Below are 15,477 nucleotides of genomic sequence, written 5' to 3' on the forward strand. Positions count from 1 at the left end.
GAAAGTAAACGTGCTTTTAGGTGCGATGCTCGGGGGTGTGATCACAGCTGTGACAGGAATTAATATGGTAGATCTAGGTTCGCAAATTGGGGCCCAGGTATTTAGCCAGGAATTCGAAGCTGAAGCGGACTATGTAGGATGTTATCTCGCTTACAGGGCCGGATTTAAGCTTGAAGGGGCAGAGGAACTCTGGAGAAGAATGGCCACTTATTATCCTGGCGCAATAAACCTCATGGGCTCAACACATCCTTCCACAGCTGCCCGCTACCTGGCAATAAAAAAGGCAATAGAAGAGATAAAAGAGAAAGAAACCAAAGGCCTTCCACTTATTCCGGAAAAAAGATAGTTTGTCAAAAAAATCGAGGATCGGATTCGAGGGAACTTGAATCGATTGGGCGCGAAAAATCTATAAAATGCCGACGGCGGGAGTTGAACCCGCATTTTATTATCATAACTTATTGAAATGATTATACATTTGCATATGAGAAAACGCTCTGGGGACAGTTTGGGGACAGATTATTTAAGTACAATTTTCTCCGATTCAGTACTTCAACATCAATGCTTTTTTTCGTTTAAGATAGCACGTGACATATTATATTCAGCCCTCCTCTTCCTGTCTTACAAACCACACAAAGAATGTCCATATCCTTTCTAATAAAGCTCTGAATATACTGCCATCTTTTTGCCATAAATAAATAGTTTATTTCATGCCTTACACCTTTCATGTGTACTATGAGAAATTATTCATCATTTGTCCTGTGAGAACTCTCTATAACCCCCATTACATGTTTTGCAGAAGGCGGGATAGGATAAAGGGTAACTCCAAGATATGAAAAAACTCCGTTCCATTCATTTGGCTCTCTCACTTCCACCACAGAACTCACTCCCATTATAAAGCCTTACTGTACCACTCCCCATTTACACCACACACCCTCCCAACCAAAATAAGTTGTAGTAATAGCCATTTAACGGGAAGAAGGGAAAAGGTGTATTAGCCCACAATGCTATTAAGGGAAGGAGACGTTGGACGCCTTAAGCAGAAGAAAGCCATGGTGGAAGAGGCAGAACAACCAGGGAACAGCACATCCTCTGTGGCAAGAAAGGATGAAGTCCATCCCAATCAAATCTTTAAGTGCAGACGTCTTATCCACGAAGGGGCATTAGTTGCTACTTGATCAGAGGAACCTCTCGTTCCCCTCTCTCGAGGTGAATTACCTCAAAAAACAGATACGGGAATTAAGCCTCTTTTTGGTAAAAAGACTATGGAGGTAGAGATCTTAAGGGATGCTCTTGAGATTGCCCGTTAGAAAAACTGATATCGTATACACATTATCAGGACTTTTGAATAGCGTTTCGGGAAAAGAGGATCCAGTGGTTATGTGATAATGAGCCTGCCCATACATCAAAAGATACCACTCCATATTACAGCCCTGAATCTAACGGCATGGATTAAGGCATTCATCAAAACCTTTAAAAGAGACTATGTGTATATGCATGATGTTCCTTAAGCCAAAACAGTTATAGAACTCTTGCCTTAATGGTTTGAAGATTATAATGTACACCATCCCCATAGGGGACTTAAGATGAGATCGCCAAGGGAGTATAGGATGATGCAAATTAAGTCAGAGGGGTGTCAGGTTTGATGGGGCAACTCCAATTCCTTCTTTCCGTGAGTTTAAAGAGATATACAAGGTATTCACTGACAAAGCAACAAAGCAAGTCGCGAATGTAAAAATATAGCCTCCTTACGAGAGGAGGGAACGTGTCTACGTTTATCCTCACGAGTTTGAAGTGGTTTTCAGGGATAGGAGAAGCACAAGAGACTTGAAAATGATCAGAGAACTGGAAAGGTTCCATTACAGGGGAAAGGGACTGAACAAAATAGTGGGGAGAAGAACCGTACTTGTTGCAGAAATAGAACAGGTTTGGATAGTAGGGTACGGAGTTTTGTCCGCCTCTGTTCCAGCAGTGGGACCGAGGTTTGACTTATTCAAGACAAATTTTAAAGAACAGATGACAAGCGGCCTTATCAATCGTGTTGTGCGTATCCCGAGAATTGTCATCCATCCGGAGTTTAGAGGGATACACTTAGGTATTCTGATGGTGAAACATCTCGTAAATTACGTAAAAGAGTACTGGGATATAAACCATTATAAACCAATAGTAGTGGAGGTCATCGGAGCGATGACTGATTACCACAAGTTCTTTGAGAAAGTGGGTTTTATAAGTATTGGTTATACGAAGGGTTACAGGGGAAATGCTGTTATACCAAAGTACGGGAACGGAAGTTTTGCAGAGAGAGACTCTTCAAGGTATGACTTTTTAACTAACCAAGAGAAAAAACCCTACTTGGTTTACCCCATATATCCCCATATGGTAGAGAAACTTGCCCCTTACAGGAGACAGTCTGATCCATCGTTTTTGCCTAAGCGGCCCCTGCTTGGGAAGCGGCTGGAGTTCAAAAGACTTTCTTTGAAATACAGAAATAAAAACATGGAGAGCGAAAGAACGAAAGTCATAAGGGATGTTTTTGGGGTTGATTCGGAATAGGACTTTCACGTAGTTAAAGACCTCTCTCTGACGATAGAACTAGGTGACGTGGTACTTGTTCACAGGTGCATCGGGGAGTGGCAAAAGCGTTGTTCTGCAGTTATTGACTCGGCAGCCTTCGGAGTTGGAACAGATTCTTGACTGGAGCGGTTCTTTCCTCAGATAGAGAAAGACGATGTTGCAGTGTTAGAGACTGAATTTGACAGCTCAATGCCTTTGATAGACCAGGTGAAACAGGGAAAGGACATAAAGGAAGCGGTTGAACTGTTAAACTCCGTAGGGCTTACAGAAGCACATCTCTACGTTAAGACACCATACAAAATCTCCAACGGACAGAAGTACAGATTTGCAGTGGCAAAACTCTGTGATTCTGGAAAGCCCATCTGGGTTGCCGATGAGTTTGCGTCTACGCTTAATCCGGAAATGGCTGCTATTGTGGCAAAAGGTTTGAGAAAACTTGCGTTTAGGTACGGTGCTACTGTGATACTTGCTGCCCCGCATGTGGATTATTTTGTTGACTCACTCCTGCCCAATAAGATAGTAAAACTTAGATGGGGTATGCAGGCTTCTCTGTATTCTATAAAAATCTCTTCTTTTCAGCTTAAAAACAAAGATGCTATACTTAACATCACAAGCAACGGAGACTTGACTCTTAAAGGTGTTGAAACTGGCTTTATCGAACAAAACGGGATGTTCAGGCTGGAAAGTCACACTGAGAAGCTCGCTCCAAAGCAGACAGTACTGGTCAAAGTCAAACTTAAAGTCGAACTTCCTGATGGTGATTTCTATGGCGGAGTAGTAAAGAGCAGAGAAGGCGTTGGGGATGTTGTGTACTGGGGTTAATGATGACTTAAAATCAGAAACCCTTGGGAGGTAGTCCTATGGAGAGTTATGGATTCCTCAGAAAGGCCTTAAGACTTTCTAAGATTCTCAGACAAATGATTTCTAAGACTCTCAGACAAAGGATTTCTGGACAAACAGGTTTCACACTCATCGAGCTTGTCATCATTGTAATCGTCCTCGGGATTCTTGCGGCGGTTGCAATACCGAAGTATATGGATATGAAGAAGAGTGCGGATAAGGCCATTGCGGATAGTATTGTCGCATCGGCAAGATCAGCTTTTACACTCTATTACTCGAAGTGGATTATTGATGGAAGGCCGCTTGAGTATTTTACGGCGAATTTCAATCTGGGAAATCTGATTTTCTTCGATGATGAGCCCTGCAAGAACTACACAGATACTCCACCGGTTGTCCTTGACAAAAGTGTGTATTCCAGGTTTCAGGAACCGAGAGCGCAGTGTTTCAGGGACTACGAGTGCGGACAGCCCGGGTATCCCTCCAGAAGGAGGTTGTGCATTCCTTTTAAAAGCGGTGGAGTGCTCATACTCAAGTATAACAGGACAAACCACTCGATTGAGGCTGAGTACGAGAACTTCTGATAAAACGATTAGACAATAGGCTGATATTATTCATTCGCCGCAGAAGAATGCCATTGGGGTCATTATGAACTCTCTTACGCCCGAGTGGTAGAGGTAATGGTTCAGGAAGAGGTACATTATCCACTTGTGGTTCTCGTCGAGCTGGTTTATGTCTCTTTTTTCAGAGTGGGCAAGGAATGGAAAAATCTGTGGATTGAACTTTAGGGTGAGGAAAAATGCATCTGGATCTTTTGTGTCTCTTACTGCGCCCAGGTGTAAAATCGGTAAAGTGTCGAGATGAACCTCTTGTGTGTCTGTTCGTACAAACCTGATCCGGAGGACGAGGCCACATGTTCTTTTTTCTCCCTCCAGGATGGCCAGGTGTCTGTTTCTTAAAGGGTTTTCATTGAACCTCCTGTAAATCTCCAGAGGAGTCTCTTCAGCTTTAGGGTATATTGCTTTCGGGTATATTCTAAACACATCCACAAAAGGGGATGTGTAAACAGGCTCTTTTTGGGTCAGACAGTATGGGAGAGCTCTGTCTTTGAGTTGATCGGTGTCTGTAAAACTGGAATCCCTTTGAAAGTCAAAATAGTGAATGACCGCATAAGACCCGACAGGGGAAAGGAAAGGTTTGATTGATGTTTTAAAGGAGTTTGAGATTGCAAGGGCTAAGACGGAGGATGAGAGTGTGATACCTATGAGAAATGTAGGGCGAGTGGTTTTGTGTCTTACTGTGAGGAAAAGGACAAAAAGGAAGAGGGAAAGGGTTCTTGTTACGTTCTGGAGAGTGTAAGAGAGCATACCTAAGGATGGATCCAGAAAAGCGATTAGGCTCAGTAACAAGAAATACGCCCAAAAAAGGATTCTCCAGCTCTTTCTCAAGAGATGTACCATCCCTTCATAGGAATCCGAGCTAAGAATCAGGTATATAAAGGGCACTCCTACCAGAAAGTCATATGCAAGAGGGCCTCCATCTGCCATAGCCTTTATGACCGAGAAGAAGCACAGGACAGAAAGAACTGATATACCGACTCTTTCCCTTTCATTCCAGCGGAGCACGGTATCTCTTATGAGGAAGAGGCTGAGAAAAAGACAGAGAAAGAAGCACAAAGAAGTGCTGAGAGGAAAGACCAGGGGGATTACGTCCTTGAATACCGATCCTGTGTCCATACCGGAGAGAGATTGGTCGATCCCGAAAACCTCGGAAAGTGTGTAAATAAACAGCTTGGATGTGTGAATGTGAAGGAGGGAGTTTACGGAGTTTGCAGTGTCTCTGAAGTGGTAGTGGTAGGCGGAAAGGGAAAGGTCAAACTTTATGACGTACCAGAGATAGGAACCGATAGAGGAAAGCATTCCTGCAGAAAGGGAAATGAAGAAGAGGGTCTTCTTTGTGGGTAAAGGGAGGTTTTTTCTTATGAAGGGTCTTTTCATTATGGAGTGGTTTCTTAGGAACCTTTCTTTCGGTTCGGTCTCTTTCTCCGGTTTGTTACTCCTTTTTCCCATATTCAGGGTGAGATGGGCGATGAACAGGCTTATGGATGCGTACGCAAGGAAAAAATACATCTTCCCGCCGGATACTCCATGTGTTAGGAGGTTGAGGAAGGGATGTGTGTAGAATCGGAAGGAAAAGGACAGTACGTAGAGGAAGAGTATGAGAAGAGATGAGATTGAAAGTATGAGGAGAACCGGGATGCGGAAGGGTAGAAGGGTCATCTACTTTCCTTATTGGCTTTCCACTGGAAGAGATGGAGGATTCCACCCAGGGAGCCGGTTAAGACTTCAATAAAACCAACGATGCAGATGAAGCTTGTGGCTTTCGTTATGTCTCCAGATGTGGCGTTAAGCGTAAAGAACATAAAGGCCTCCTTTGTACCGAAAAAGCCCAAAGAGAGGGGAAGAATCTGTGAGAGATGGGATGCGGAACCGAATAAGGCCACCTGAGAAAATGTGAGGTTTATCATGAGCATGAGTCTGATTATGAAGAAATACTTTAACAGTATTACCGTTTGGGCGGCAACTGAAAGAAGACAGCTTATGAGCAAGTGTTTCGACTGAATATGGTTTGGGACTTTTCTTTTGATGGTTCTTTTCAGAAGGAAGATGGTGAGGATAACGAAAAGGAGGATTCCGGCCAGGATAGGAAGCTGTTTTTGATACTCTCCTTTTGAGAGTGCAGAGTAAAGAATGGACATAAGGAAGATTGCAGAAAAGGTTATGTATCCTATGATTCTGTCTCCGACAATGAGAAAGAGGATAGACCTTCCATCTTTTATCCCATAGAGGTGGTATTTGAGTGCTCTTGTGGCTTCTGAGAGGAGTGAGGGAAGAAAGATGGTGTAGAACCTGTTTGTGAGATTTATCGTATAGATGGTTTTTAAACTCAGACCTTCTCCAGCTGATCTAAACAGAAAGGATATTCGGAGTGAGATGAGAAGAAGGATAAGAAACTCTAAAGATAAAGAGAGGAGAAATAGAGGACTAAGGAGAGTCTTTAAGCCCGGACCTTTTACAGTGAGAATGTATGTGAGGCCAAAAAGGATTGTGAAGGAAATGGTATGTTTGAGTAAGGTTTTTGTTATGAAGGGGGTTTTATGACCTGACAGGGGAAAAGAAAAGGAGTGTTTTGCGTAGGACTTTTCCAAAACTCTCATCTAACGTCCGTACAAGCTTATATAATACCTTGCCATAGAAAGCCTCGAATGTCCAAGTTCTTCTGTTATTATGGAGAGGACTATATACTGATCCCCTTGTGAAGTGAACACACTAAACGTGTAGAGTTAAAATCCCTTGTAAATGGAAAAACTCTATTCCTGGAGGCGTAAAGATGAAGCTAAGGAAACAGACGGCGGGAGCACGAGATCATTGAGACCCTTTATTATCGCTAAAGGGATAAGTTTCTGGAAGGTGGGAAGAAGGCTTTGGTCAATGGGGCATCGGATGAGAATCTTTATAAAGCAGAGATTGAGAACTTGCAGAGGATTATCGGGAAGCAGGCGATCCAGATTGAAATATTAAAAAAACGGAGGAGCTATTGGGAAAAAGATAAGGCCGTTGGGATGCTTAAGAGAGCTGGCTATACGATCAGCGATGCTTATTGGGCTTTTAGGATTTCTCGCAGTAGCTACTATTATTTACGGAAGCAGAAGAGTCGGGATCAAAAGGAAGATATTCGAGATGATGGAATTTTGGAGAAGATTAGGGAGTTAAAGACAGATCATCCCTTTTGGGGGTATCGCCGAGTATGGGCCTGGTTGAGGTTATCGGGAGGATCTTTGGGTCAATCAGAAGAGGATAAGAAGATTGATGAAGGAGAATGGGCTGATGGCGACTCAGAGGACTCAGAGGGTGAAACGGATTTCTTAAAAAAGTAAGCCCCGGGCAGAGAGGCCTCGTGACTATTGGGGCATTGATATGACGAAGTTTCTCATCCCCTCCATAGGTTGGGTTTATTTGGTGGTTGTATTGGATTGGTGTACGAAGAAGATTGTGGGGTGGAATCTTTCGTTACAGAGCAAGGCATCGGATTGGGGAAAAGCCTTAGAGATGGCAGTCCTTAGGGAATTTCCTTTTGGGGTCAGAGGCAGTGGGCTTAAGCTTGTCAGTGATAATGGTTCACAGCCAACCTCGACTTCTTTTATGAGAGATATGAAGATATTGGGGATTGAGCAGATATTTACTTCTTATGATAATCCTAAGGGGAATGCGGATACGGAGAGGATGATGACGACGATCAAGGACGAGTTGATCTGGCTTCATGAGTTTTCTTCTCTGGAGGAGGCTAGAAAAAAGATAGGCAAATGGATCGAGGTGGATTATAACAAGTTCTACGTCCATTCTGAGCTCGGGTATATGAGTCCAGAAGGATATGAGGCATGGTATTATGAGGAAATGTTAAGGAAAGCGGCATGAAAAACTCTACACTTTTGGAGCATAGAAAGTGTCTTGACTTTAGGGTCTCAGTACACAAGAGCGTTAAAAGTGAAAGATGTAGACATTGAAAAAGGTTATTATATAATTCACTCTACCTTTTCAAAAAATGTATTAAAAGATAAAAGAAAAGGTAAAATGTCAAAACCTGTAATTAATCCAATCCATGAAGAGTTAAAGTCCATTACGATAAGATGCTTGAGAGATAAAACTCCTGACAATTTTGAGTTTATAAATCCAAGAACAAAAATGCCTTATACAGAAGACACTCTGCTGAGAATATGGCATAGTGTAAAGAAAAAACTCAACCTTGATGAGAAACTCAGGCTATATGATGCTACAAGACACTCCTTTGCAAGTAATTTATTGAATCATGGAGTATCGATTGCAAAAATATCCAAACTTTTAGGACATACGAACATAAAAACCACTGAAAGGTATGCACATGTGGACATAAACAGCTTAAAAGTTGATATAAATAAAATTTCAATACTGCAATTTAAAAAAGAAAACAACAAAGACAACAAAGACAAAGAAGCAACCGAAATCGATTAATCTAAAATTTTTTGTTTTCCCCATATTAAAATTTTCAGATTCATCACTTTGTTTTCTTAAGAAATTTTTGTATTAAAAAAAATACAAAAAAATTTCGATTTTTCATGTGGGGACAGTCTGGGGACAGTTTTTTAGGGGGTATTTTGGGAGTCAACCATAATAATTTCAATAAGTTATATGGTGCCGACGGCGGGAGTTGAACCCGCACGGGTTGCCCCACACGCCCCTCAAACGTGCGTGTCTGCCAGTTCCACCACATCGGCATTTATTCGATTCCTTCATTGCCCTTTCCCTTCTCCAGCTTTTTCCTCAACTTTTTCAACTTTCGGCGTAACTTTTACTACATATTCCCTGTGGCTGTAAAGATAGGCCAAAGAAAGACTCGTAAGCATAAAAATTATTGCTGCAATAGTTGTAAGCTTGGTCATAAAGCCTGTTGTTCCCGAACTTCCAAAGAGCGTCTGACTTGCGCCACTTCCAAATGCTGCCCCTATTTCTGCTCCCCGACCTGACTGTATAAGTACGATAAATATCATCGCTATTGTTACAAGGACATGCAGTATAACTAAAAACGTAATCACTTCTTTATCCTAGAAATCTCTTCTATTATAGCAACAAATGATTCAGATTTCAAGGAGGCCCCACCGACCAATGCGCCATCAACATTTTCCATTGCAACGATCTGAGATACGTTCTCCGGTGATACACTCCCCCCGTATAGAATCCTTATTGTTTCCCCATCCTGTCCGTAGATTTTTATTAAGAGATCACGGATGAATCTATGCGCCTCTTCAGCTTCTTGAGGTGTTGCGTTCTTTCCAGTTCCTATTGCCCAGACTGGCTCGTACGCTATCACAATATCTTCAGTCAACTCAACTCCTTTCAAAGCTTTCTTTAATTGCTGACCGATCACGTACTCGGTGATACCTGTATCCCTCTCCTCTTCTGTTTCCCCAACACAAACTATGGGCTTTAGTCCAGCTCTTAATGCAGCTTTTATCTTTCTGTTTATGACCTCATCTGTCTCTTGAAAAAGCTTCCGTCTCTCCGAGTGTCCAAGTATAACGTATGTACACCCAACGTCTTTTAGCATAAATGGAGATATCTCCCCTGTATACGCACCCTTTTCTTCAAAATGGCAATTCTGGGCCGCAAGTTTTACACCGGATCCCTCTATTACTTCATTTACCTCTTTCAGCGCGGTAAAAGGTGGTGCCAGAACGATCTCGCCTGCATTAATCTTTCTTGTGCGCTTAACTACGTCTTTTGCCAAAATTCGCGCTTCTTCCAAAGTCTTATGCATCTTCCAGTTCCCAGCGACAATCCACTTCCTCTTCATAGCTTTGTTAAGAACATTGCTCTAAGGCCTCGATGGCCGGTAGTGTCTTTCCTTCTAAAAGTTCTAGAAACGCACCTCCGCCTGTCGATATGTATGAAATCTTATAGCTTTCTCCCGCCCTGTGGATCGCCACATCTGTATCACCACCCCCAACTATAGTTAAAGCGTGGGAATTGGCAACGTACATTACCATTGCAAAGGTCCCTCTGCTGAAAGGATCCAATTCAAACATCCCCATAGGCCCATTCCAGACGATGGTTTTTGCATTCTGTAAAGCCTCAGAAAATAGCATCGTTGTTGCAGGACCTATGTCTAGTCCCATCCAATCTTTCGGTATCTCCTGTACAGGACACGTCTTTACTTCCGCATCTTTCGAAGGTCTTTCCGCAACTACAACATCTACGGGAAGGTAAAACTTTATCTGCTTTTCTTTCGCCTTTGCCATGATCTTTTTTGCCACCTCGATCATGTTATCTTCGCACAAGGACTTTCCCACATCCATATTCATAGCCTTAAGAAAAGTAAAAGCCATGGCGCCGCCTATTAAAAGCTTGTCAACCTTTTCGACAAGCTTCTCAAGAACCCCTATCTTGTCAGACACCTTTGCCCCACCAATTATAGCCACAAGCGGTCTTATGGGATTTTCCATGGCCTTCTTAAAATACTCAATCTCATTTCTCATGAGGAATCCTGCCGCACTAACCTTCACAAATTCTGTGATTCCAACGTTAGATGCCGCTTTTCTGTGGGCAACTGCAAATGCATCATCCACATATACGTCGCAGAGCCGCGCAAGTTTTTGAGCAAACTCTCTGTCATTTTTTTCTTCCCCTATGTGGAACCTCAGATTTTCTAGGAGGACCACGTCCCCTTCCTTCATATTCTCGATCTCTTTTTCCACTTCCTCACCGATACAATCATCTAGGAACTTCACATCTTTCTTAAGAAGCCTAGAGAGCCTTTTTGCTACAGGCCTTAAAGAGAGTCTTTCGTCCCGTTTTCCTTTCGGTCTACCCATATGGGAGGCTAAAATCACTTTAGCGTTTTCGTCTAACGCGTAATTTATTGTGGGCAGATGCGCCCTGATCCTTGTATCATCGGTTATATTTCCGTACTCGTCAAGGGGTACGTTAAAATCGACCCTAATTAGTACTCTCTTTCCCTTGATATCGACTTCGTTTATGTACTTCATTCTCTCCCAATCCTCCTATTTCATTATGTAGGAGATAAGCTCACACATCCTATTAGAAAAACCCCACTCATTATCGTACCAAGATAAAACTTTTACTAGCCTTCCGCCTATTACGTTTGTATTCTCCATGTCAACAATCGAAGAATAGGTGGAACCATTAAAATCACAGGAAACGAGAGGCTCTTCCGAACAGTAAAGGATCCCCTTCATAGGGCCATTAGCATACTCCCGGAACTTGTTATTGACCTCCTCTTTCGTTGTCTCTCTTGAGAGGAGGCACACAAAATCGACAAGGGAAACATTCGGGGTAGGAACCCTTATCGCTATTCCATCAAGCTTTCCTTTAAGCTCGGGAATAACCTCCGACATAGCCCTTGCAGCACCAGTTGTAGTTGGAATCATAGAAAGTGCGGCCGCTCTTGCCCTGCGAAGGTCTCTGTGGGGCTCGTCAAGGAGGGCCTGATCGTTAGTGTATGCGTGAACGGTTGTCATAAGTCCGTATTCTATCCCGAATTCCTTCTGCAGAACTTTTGCTATCGGAGCAAGGCAATTCGTCGTACATGAACCCATAGATATTATGTGGTGCTTGTCTTTCTTATAGACTTCCTCATTCACACCGAGAACAAAAGTGACATCAGGACCTTTAGCCGGTGCTGAGATGACAACTTTCTTCGCTCCCGCTTTTATATGTTTTTCTGCACCTTCCCTGTCTGTGAATTTTCCTGTACTTTCCACAACAACATCTATATCAAGATCTTTCCACGGCAGTAATTCGGGATCCTTCATGGAGAAAGCCTTAATCTCTTTACCATCGACTATTATGGAATCCGACTTCGCAAAAACTTCAGACTTGAAAGTTCCATGGACAGAATCGTACTTTAGAAGATGGGCCATGGTTTTCGCATCCGTAATATCGTTTACAGCCACAAAGTCTAAATCCGGGTTCTTATAGCCCGCCCTAAAAACGAGCCTTCCTATCCTGCCAAATCCATTTATTGCTACTCTGATAGGCATACTTACCCCCCGTTATTTATATCTTTTAGCTGTACATCACATCCAAAGTCCCAATTTAAAAAGTCACTAGGGCTTTTTCACAGGTTCGAAGGCAAAAAACACCCTGTCCACCATTACTGTTCCCTGTTTTCCCTTATCGATAGGATGGGAAGGAATAGGGAACACAACAAGCTGGACCTCGTCTCCCTCTTTCAAATACCCCGCGGGACAATTAATTATTCTCGATAAGAGTCTCCGTACAGGCTCAACCCCTAAATCGATAACCGCATGTATAAGGGGTGCCTCAAAACCCAGTGGAACCCCCCTTACCTCTTCCGAAAAGACTATCACTTTTCCTCTCTTTGGCAAATCGACGTATTCTAGTTGTTCGCTGTAGCATTCTGGACATATAACCCGCGGCGGATACACAACCTTTCCGCAATCTTTGCACTTCGTCGTTGTAAATCGACCCTGCTTTAGGTTTTCGTAGAACTGCCAGATTCTATTAAACTCTTTGGCCTGAACCGGCCACATATCCATAGTCACTGGGTAGAGATTATCGAGTATCGGTATGCCCAATACGGCCATACTATCCTCCTTATTTTACCGGCTCTCTGCCGTATATTATGATGGTGTGTTCAGCATTTGCACCACTTAGATTGTGCGTAAGCCCTATATCAGCATCTTTTACCTGGTGACGGGCCCTTCCTTGGAGCTGCTTCATAATCTCTATTGCCTGTCTAATGCCAGTTCCTCCAAACGGGTGGCCACACGCGAGTAATCCACCGTCTGTATTTATAGGAACCTTTCCGCCGATCTTTATCTGCCCGGAACTGCAAAATGCTCCTCCTTCCCCTTTTTTGCAGAACCCGAGCTCTTCGACCTCTATGATCTCGGAAATGGAGAAGCAGTCGTGGGTCTGAGCAACTTTTATATCATCAGGGGTCACCTTTGCAGCTTTGTATGCTTTTTCAGCAGCTATCCTTAAATGCTTCCAATCCGCGAGATGTTCTCCGGGAAAGTTCGCGGTAACACTATTTAGACAGACTTGGGCGGTTCCCCTTATGTATACAAGGGGTCTGTCGGTAAATTTGCGGGCAATCTCATCGGTTGTTATAATGCAGGCTGCTGCCCCATCAGTTATTGGACAACAGTCATAAAGCGAAAGTGGTGGGACCACTTCAGGAGCATTTAATGCTTCTTCCATCGTTAATGCTTTCTGCATCTGGGCGACTGGGTTGTCCACAGCGTAATTGTAATTCGTCACAGAGACAGCAGCTAAATCTTCTTTTTTGGTCCCGTAATACTTCATGTGTTCCTTCGCGGTGAGAGCAAAAAATGGAGGCGGAAGTCCCATGCCTTGGGCTCCGTCCCAGTCATGGTCGACCGATGCCAGCTCACTGTAGAAAACTTCCCATTTTTGTGGGGTATAGAGTTTTTCGCCACCAGCTACCATAACAATGTCCGCCATTCCGGCCTCAACTAGACCCTTTGCTAAGATTATTCCTGTTGAACCGCCAGCACAAAGAGTATCGCATCTCGTACAAATTGAGGTCGGTTTAAGACCGAGCCTTTCGGCAATTACCGGAGCTGTATTTACTTGAAAGGAACATCTACCTGAATAAGAAGTAGCAACTATAAGCCCATCCACGTACTTCGGTTTCAAAGTAGGGATGTCGTCGAAGCAAGCCTTTGCGGCTTCTTGAAATAGATCTACAAGGTGTGCTTCTCTAACACCCCATTTACACTGGCCCCCTGCCAGTATAACTGCTCTCCTTGACATCTTTCCCTCCTCTATTTTCCTTTAAACTCTGGTTTTCTTTTCTCCACAAATGCTTTTAATCCTTCTTTGCCATCATAGGAGTTGTACGCGACTATAAACGAACTGAGCTCAAAATTGAGGGCAGAGGAGATATCCATCTCCATACCAGAATCTACGCATCTTTTAATCAACATGTAAGCAATCTTCGGCTTGGATGCGAGCTTTTTTGCTAAAATTAGTGCTTCCTCTAAAAGATTGTCCCTTTCAACCACTTTATTTAATAAACCTAGACTCAGCGCGTAATCGGCAGATATGTTCTCCCCTGAAAGGAGTATCTCCTTCGCCTTAGGAATACCTATTAGTCTCGGAAGCCTTACCGTCCCTCCAGAACCCGGAATAATACCAAGATTTATCTCAGGAAAACCCATCTGTGCATCCTTTGAGGCAATCCTAAAATCGCACACAAGCGCGAGCTCAAAGCCACCCCCAAGTGCAAGTCCAAATAAGGCGCATACCGTAGGCCTAGGAAAAGAACTGATCTTGTCCATTGTTTTTTTTGATACTCCCCAGACAAAGGCCGATATTTCGTTTATTTCCTTACCTTCCACCTCCTTTACGTCGAGTCCCGCACAAAAGGCCTTGTCTCCGGAAGCCGTAAGGACCACCCCGTGGACTGATTCGTCATTCTCCAAATGAGAAAAAGCCTCAAAAAGTTCTGTATAGACTTTAGATGAAAGGACATTTACCGGTGGCCTGTTGAGTTTTACTATTGCGATGTTTTCTTTCTTTTCCACTATCAAATTCTGAAATTCCATTTCTCCTCCCGCCTCATTTGTAATCGTACCATCCTGATCCTGTCTTTCTACCGTAACGGCCTGCCTGGACAAGGGCTCTCAAGCTATAAGGCATTGACCATTTAAGCTCTTTATTCAGATTGTTGAAGAAGTATTCGACTATGGCGTAAGTGGTGTCATTGCCGAGAAGATCCATAAGCTCAAATGGTCCCATCGGGTAGTTTAGACCGAGTCGGACCGCCTTGTCTATATCCTCTTTCGTACCGATCCCATTTTCGTAAAGGCTTATTGCTTCAAGAAAATGGGGTATCAATAACCTGTTAACTATAAAACCGGGAATATCTTTTTTCACTTCGACCGTTTCCTTTCCGAATTTCTTGGCCAGTTCAGTCGTTATTGCGACCGTCTCGTCACTCGTATGGTATCCCCGAATTATTTCCACAAGTCTCATAAGTGGTACTGGGTTAAAGAAATGCATCCCCACAACCTTATCAGGCCTCCTTGTAGATACCGCAATCTCCGTGATAGAAAGTGAAGAGGTGTTCGTTGCAAGAATGACTTCTTTCCTTGTAAGTTCATCCAAGCTTCTGAAAACTTCTTTTTTTAGATCCATGTTCTCTGTTACTGCTTCGATCACGAAATCCACGTCTTTTAAGTCTTCGAGTTTGGTTGTACCCCTGATCCTTCCAAGGATTTCATTCTTTTCTTCCTCTTTTAGCTTTCCTTTCTCCACACTCACTTTAAGGAAGCTTTCTATAGCTTTAAGTCCTCCCTCAACGAACCTGTCCTCTATATCCCTCATTATGACATTAAATCCAGCCTGTGATGCAACTTGCGCAATACCACGTCCCATAAGACCAGCACCTAAAACCCCAATTGTCTTTATCTCCATAATCCCCTCCTCTTTCTCGGATTTCCGAGGAACAAATAAAAAATTTCAC

17 protein-coding genes, 1 tRNA gene and 3 pseudogenes are annotated in these 15,477 nt (G+C 43.2%); 9 read left to right on the forward strand and 12 right to left on the reverse strand.

The annotated features are described in order from the left end of the window. The coding region (locus tag NZ583_08195; GenBank protein MCS7281580.1) for a M48 family metalloprotease at nt 1-346 on the forward strand (346 nt) is incomplete at its 5' end. Between the two features lie 394 nt (nt 347-740). Here NZ583_08195 and NZ583_08200 read toward each other — a convergent pair. Further along, nucleotides 741-890 (reverse strand): hypothetical protein, encoded by a 150-nt coding sequence (locus tag NZ583_08200; protein MCS7281581.1) that lies wholly within the window; start codon nt 888-890, stop codon nt 741-743. Nucleotides 891-1,001: 111 nt separating this feature from the next. Between NZ583_08200 and NZ583_08205 the strand changes: the two genes are divergently transcribed. The 5 genes and pseudogenes from NZ583_08205 to NZ583_08225 all read left to right on the forward strand — a co-directional run bounded on the left by NZ583_08205 (nt 1,002) and on the right by NZ583_08225 (nt 3,611). Next, on the forward strand, nt 1,002-1,175 hold the full coding sequence (locus NZ583_08205; protein ID MCS7281582.1) for a transposase: 174 nt from the start codon (nt 1,002-1,004) through the stop codon (nt 1,173-1,175). A 239-nt stretch (nt 1,176-1,414) separates the two neighbouring features. After that, a pseudogene (locus tag NZ583_08210) lies at nt 1,415-1,643 on the forward strand (integrase core domain-containing protein). Between the two features lie 148 nt (nt 1,644-1,791). After that, nucleotides 1,792-2,550 carry a hypothetical protein gene (locus NZ583_08215; protein ID MCS7281583.1) on the forward strand — a complete coding sequence of 253 codons (759 nt, stop codon included), beginning with the start codon at nt 1,792-1,794 and terminating at the stop codon, nt 2,548-2,550. A gap of 210 nt (nt 2,551-2,760) precedes the next feature. Further along, nucleotides 2,761-3,393, forward strand: coding sequence for a hypothetical protein (locus tag NZ583_08220; GenBank protein ID MCS7281584.1), 633 nt, complete (start codon nt 2,761-2,763; stop codon nt 3,391-3,393). 95 nt (nt 3,394-3,488) lie between these two features. Then, nucleotides 3,489-3,611 (forward strand): annotated as a pseudogene (locus NZ583_08225) (prepilin-type N-terminal cleavage/methylation domain-containing protein). A gap of 411 nt (nt 3,612-4,022) precedes the next feature. On the opposite strand, the gene NZ583_08230 reads toward NZ583_08225, so the two are convergent. Continuing rightward, nucleotides 4,023-5,687 carry a hypothetical protein gene (locus tag NZ583_08230; GenBank protein ID MCS7281585.1) on the reverse strand — a complete coding sequence of 555 codons (1,665 nt, stop codon included), beginning with the start codon at nt 5,685-5,687 and terminating at the stop codon, nt 4,023-4,025. Then, entirely contained in the window at nt 5,684-6,625 is a 942-nt protein-coding gene (locus tag NZ583_08235) for a lysylphosphatidylglycerol synthase domain-containing protein (protein MCS7281586.1), read from the reverse strand. Before NZ583_08235 ends, NZ583_08230 begins: the two co-directional genes overlap by 4 nt. 267 nt (nt 6,626-6,892) lie before the next feature. Between NZ583_08235 and NZ583_08240 the strand changes: the two genes are divergently transcribed. The 3 genes and pseudogenes from NZ583_08240 to NZ583_08250 all read left to right on the forward strand — a co-directional run bounded on the left by NZ583_08240 (nt 6,893) and on the right by NZ583_08250 (nt 8,456). Then, nucleotides 6,893-7,345: a hypothetical protein gene (locus tag NZ583_08240; GenBank protein ID MCS7281587.1), complete on the forward strand. Its 453-nt coding sequence runs from the start codon at nt 6,893-6,895 to the stop codon at nt 7,343-7,345. A 22-nt stretch (nt 7,346-7,367) separates the two neighbouring features. Continuing rightward, nucleotides 7,368-7,883: pseudogene (locus tag NZ583_08245) on the forward strand (DDE-type integrase/transposase/recombinase). A 69-nt stretch (nt 7,884-7,952) separates the two neighbouring features. Next, complete coding sequence (locus NZ583_08250) at nt 7,953-8,456, forward strand: site-specific integrase (protein MCS7281588.1); 504 nt, start codon at nt 7,953-7,955, stop codon at nt 8,454-8,456. A gap of 178 nt (nt 8,457-8,634) precedes the next feature. On the opposite strand, the gene NZ583_08255 is transcribed toward NZ583_08250, so the two are convergent. The 9 genes from NZ583_08255 to NZ583_08295 all read right to left on the reverse strand — a co-directional run bounded on the left by NZ583_08255 (nt 8,635) and on the right by NZ583_08295 (nt 15,428). Continuing rightward, nucleotides 8,635-8,719 (reverse strand) — tRNA-Leu (locus tag NZ583_08255). A 15-nt stretch (nt 8,720-8,734) separates the two neighbouring features. Then, nucleotides 8,735-9,037, reverse strand: coding sequence for a preprotein translocase subunit SecG (gene secG / locus NZ583_08260; protein MCS7281589.1), 303 nt, complete (start codon nt 9,035-9,037; stop codon nt 8,735-8,737). After that, nucleotides 9,034-9,795: a triose-phosphate isomerase gene (tpiA, locus tag NZ583_08265; GenBank protein MCS7281590.1), complete on the reverse strand. Its 762-nt coding sequence runs from the start codon at nt 9,793-9,795 to the stop codon at nt 9,034-9,036. Before tpiA ends, secG begins: the two co-directional genes overlap by 4 nt. 7 nt (nt 9,796-9,802) lie before the next feature. Beyond that, the gene (locus NZ583_08270) at nt 9,803-10,987 is read right to left on the reverse strand and encodes a phosphoglycerate kinase (GenBank protein ID MCS7281591.1); all 1,185 of its coding nucleotides are present in this window, start codon (nt 10,985-10,987) and stop codon (nt 9,803-9,805) included. A gap of 15 nt (nt 10,988-11,002) precedes the next feature. Further along, complete coding sequence (gap, locus tag NZ583_08275; GenBank protein MCS7281592.1) at nt 11,003-12,001, reverse strand: type I glyceraldehyde-3-phosphate dehydrogenase; 999 nt, start codon at nt 11,999-12,001, stop codon at nt 11,003-11,005. A 66-nt stretch (nt 12,002-12,067) separates the two neighbouring features. Next, entirely contained in the window at nt 12,068-12,568 is a 501-nt protein-coding gene (locus NZ583_08280; protein ID MCS7281593.1) for a Zn-ribbon domain-containing OB-fold protein, read from the reverse strand. A 10-nt stretch (nt 12,569-12,578) separates the two neighbouring features. Continuing rightward, complete coding sequence (locus tag NZ583_08285; protein ID MCS7281594.1) at nt 12,579-13,763, reverse strand: thiolase family protein; 1,185 nt, start codon at nt 13,761-13,763, stop codon at nt 12,579-12,581. 11 nt (nt 13,764-13,774) lie between these two features. Then, nucleotides 13,775-14,557 carry an enoyl-CoA hydratase/isomerase family protein gene (locus NZ583_08290; GenBank protein ID MCS7281595.1) on the reverse strand — a complete coding sequence of 261 codons (783 nt, stop codon included), beginning with the start codon at nt 14,555-14,557 and terminating at the stop codon, nt 13,775-13,777. A 13-nt stretch (nt 14,558-14,570) separates the two neighbouring features. Continuing rightward, nucleotides 14,571-15,428, reverse strand: a complete 858-nt coding sequence (locus NZ583_08295; protein MCS7281596.1) for a 3-hydroxyacyl-CoA dehydrogenase family protein — start codon at nt 15,426-15,428, stop codon at nt 14,571-14,573. Nucleotides 15,429-15,477: the final 49 nt, after the last annotated feature.

The sequence above is a fragment of the Thermodesulfobacteriota bacterium genome, assembly GCA_025062045.1.
GTDB lineage: Bacteria > Desulfobacterota > Syntrophorhabdia > Syntrophorhabdales > JANXAF01 > JANXAF01.

What these genes read in the sequence shown, in the direction of transcription:
- NZ583_08200 (MCS7281581.1), bottom strand. Translation starts at nt 890, where the DNA reads ATGGGAGTGAGTTCTGTGGTGGAAGTGAGAGAGCCAAATGAATGGAAC.
- NZ583_08205 (MCS7281582.1), top strand. Translation starts at nt 1,002, where the DNA reads ATGCTATTAAGGGAAGGAGACGTTGGACGCCTTAAGCAGAAGAAAGCC.
- NZ583_08220 (MCS7281584.1), top strand. Translation starts at nt 2,761, where the DNA reads ATGCCTTTGATAGACCAGGTGAAACAGGGAAAGGACATAAAGGAAGCG.
- NZ583_08230 (MCS7281585.1), bottom strand. Translation starts at nt 5,687, where the DNA reads ATGACCCTTCTACCCTTCCGCATCCCGGTTCTCCTCATACTTTCAATC.
- NZ583_08235 (MCS7281586.1), bottom strand. Translation starts at nt 6,625, where the DNA reads ATGAGAGTTTTGGAAAAGTCCTACGCAAAACACTCCTTTTCTTTTCCC.
- tpiA (MCS7281590.1), bottom strand. Translation starts at nt 9,795, where the DNA reads ATGAAGAGGAAGTGGATTGTCGCTGGGAACTGGAAGATGCATAAGACT.
- NZ583_08270 (MCS7281591.1), bottom strand. Translation starts at nt 10,987, where the DNA reads ATGAAGTACATAAACGAAGTCGATATCAAGGGAAAGAGAGTACTAATT.
- gap (MCS7281592.1), bottom strand. Translation starts at nt 12,001, where the DNA reads ATGCCTATCAGAGTAGCAATAAATGGATTTGGCAGGATAGGAAGGCTC.
- NZ583_08280 (MCS7281593.1), bottom strand. Translation starts at nt 12,568, where the DNA reads ATGGCCGTATTGGGCATACCGATACTCGATAATCTCTACCCAGTGACT.
- NZ583_08285 (MCS7281594.1), bottom strand. Translation starts at nt 13,763, where the DNA reads ATGTCAAGGAGAGCAGTTATACTGGCAGGGGGCCAGTGTAAATGGGGT.
- NZ583_08290 (MCS7281595.1), bottom strand. Translation starts at nt 14,557, where the DNA reads ATGGAATTTCAGAATTTGATAGTGGAAAAGAAAGAAAACATCGCAATA.
- NZ583_08295 (MCS7281596.1), bottom strand. Translation starts at nt 15,428, where the DNA reads ATGGAGATAAAGACAATTGGGGTTTTAGGTGCTGGTCTTATGGGACGT.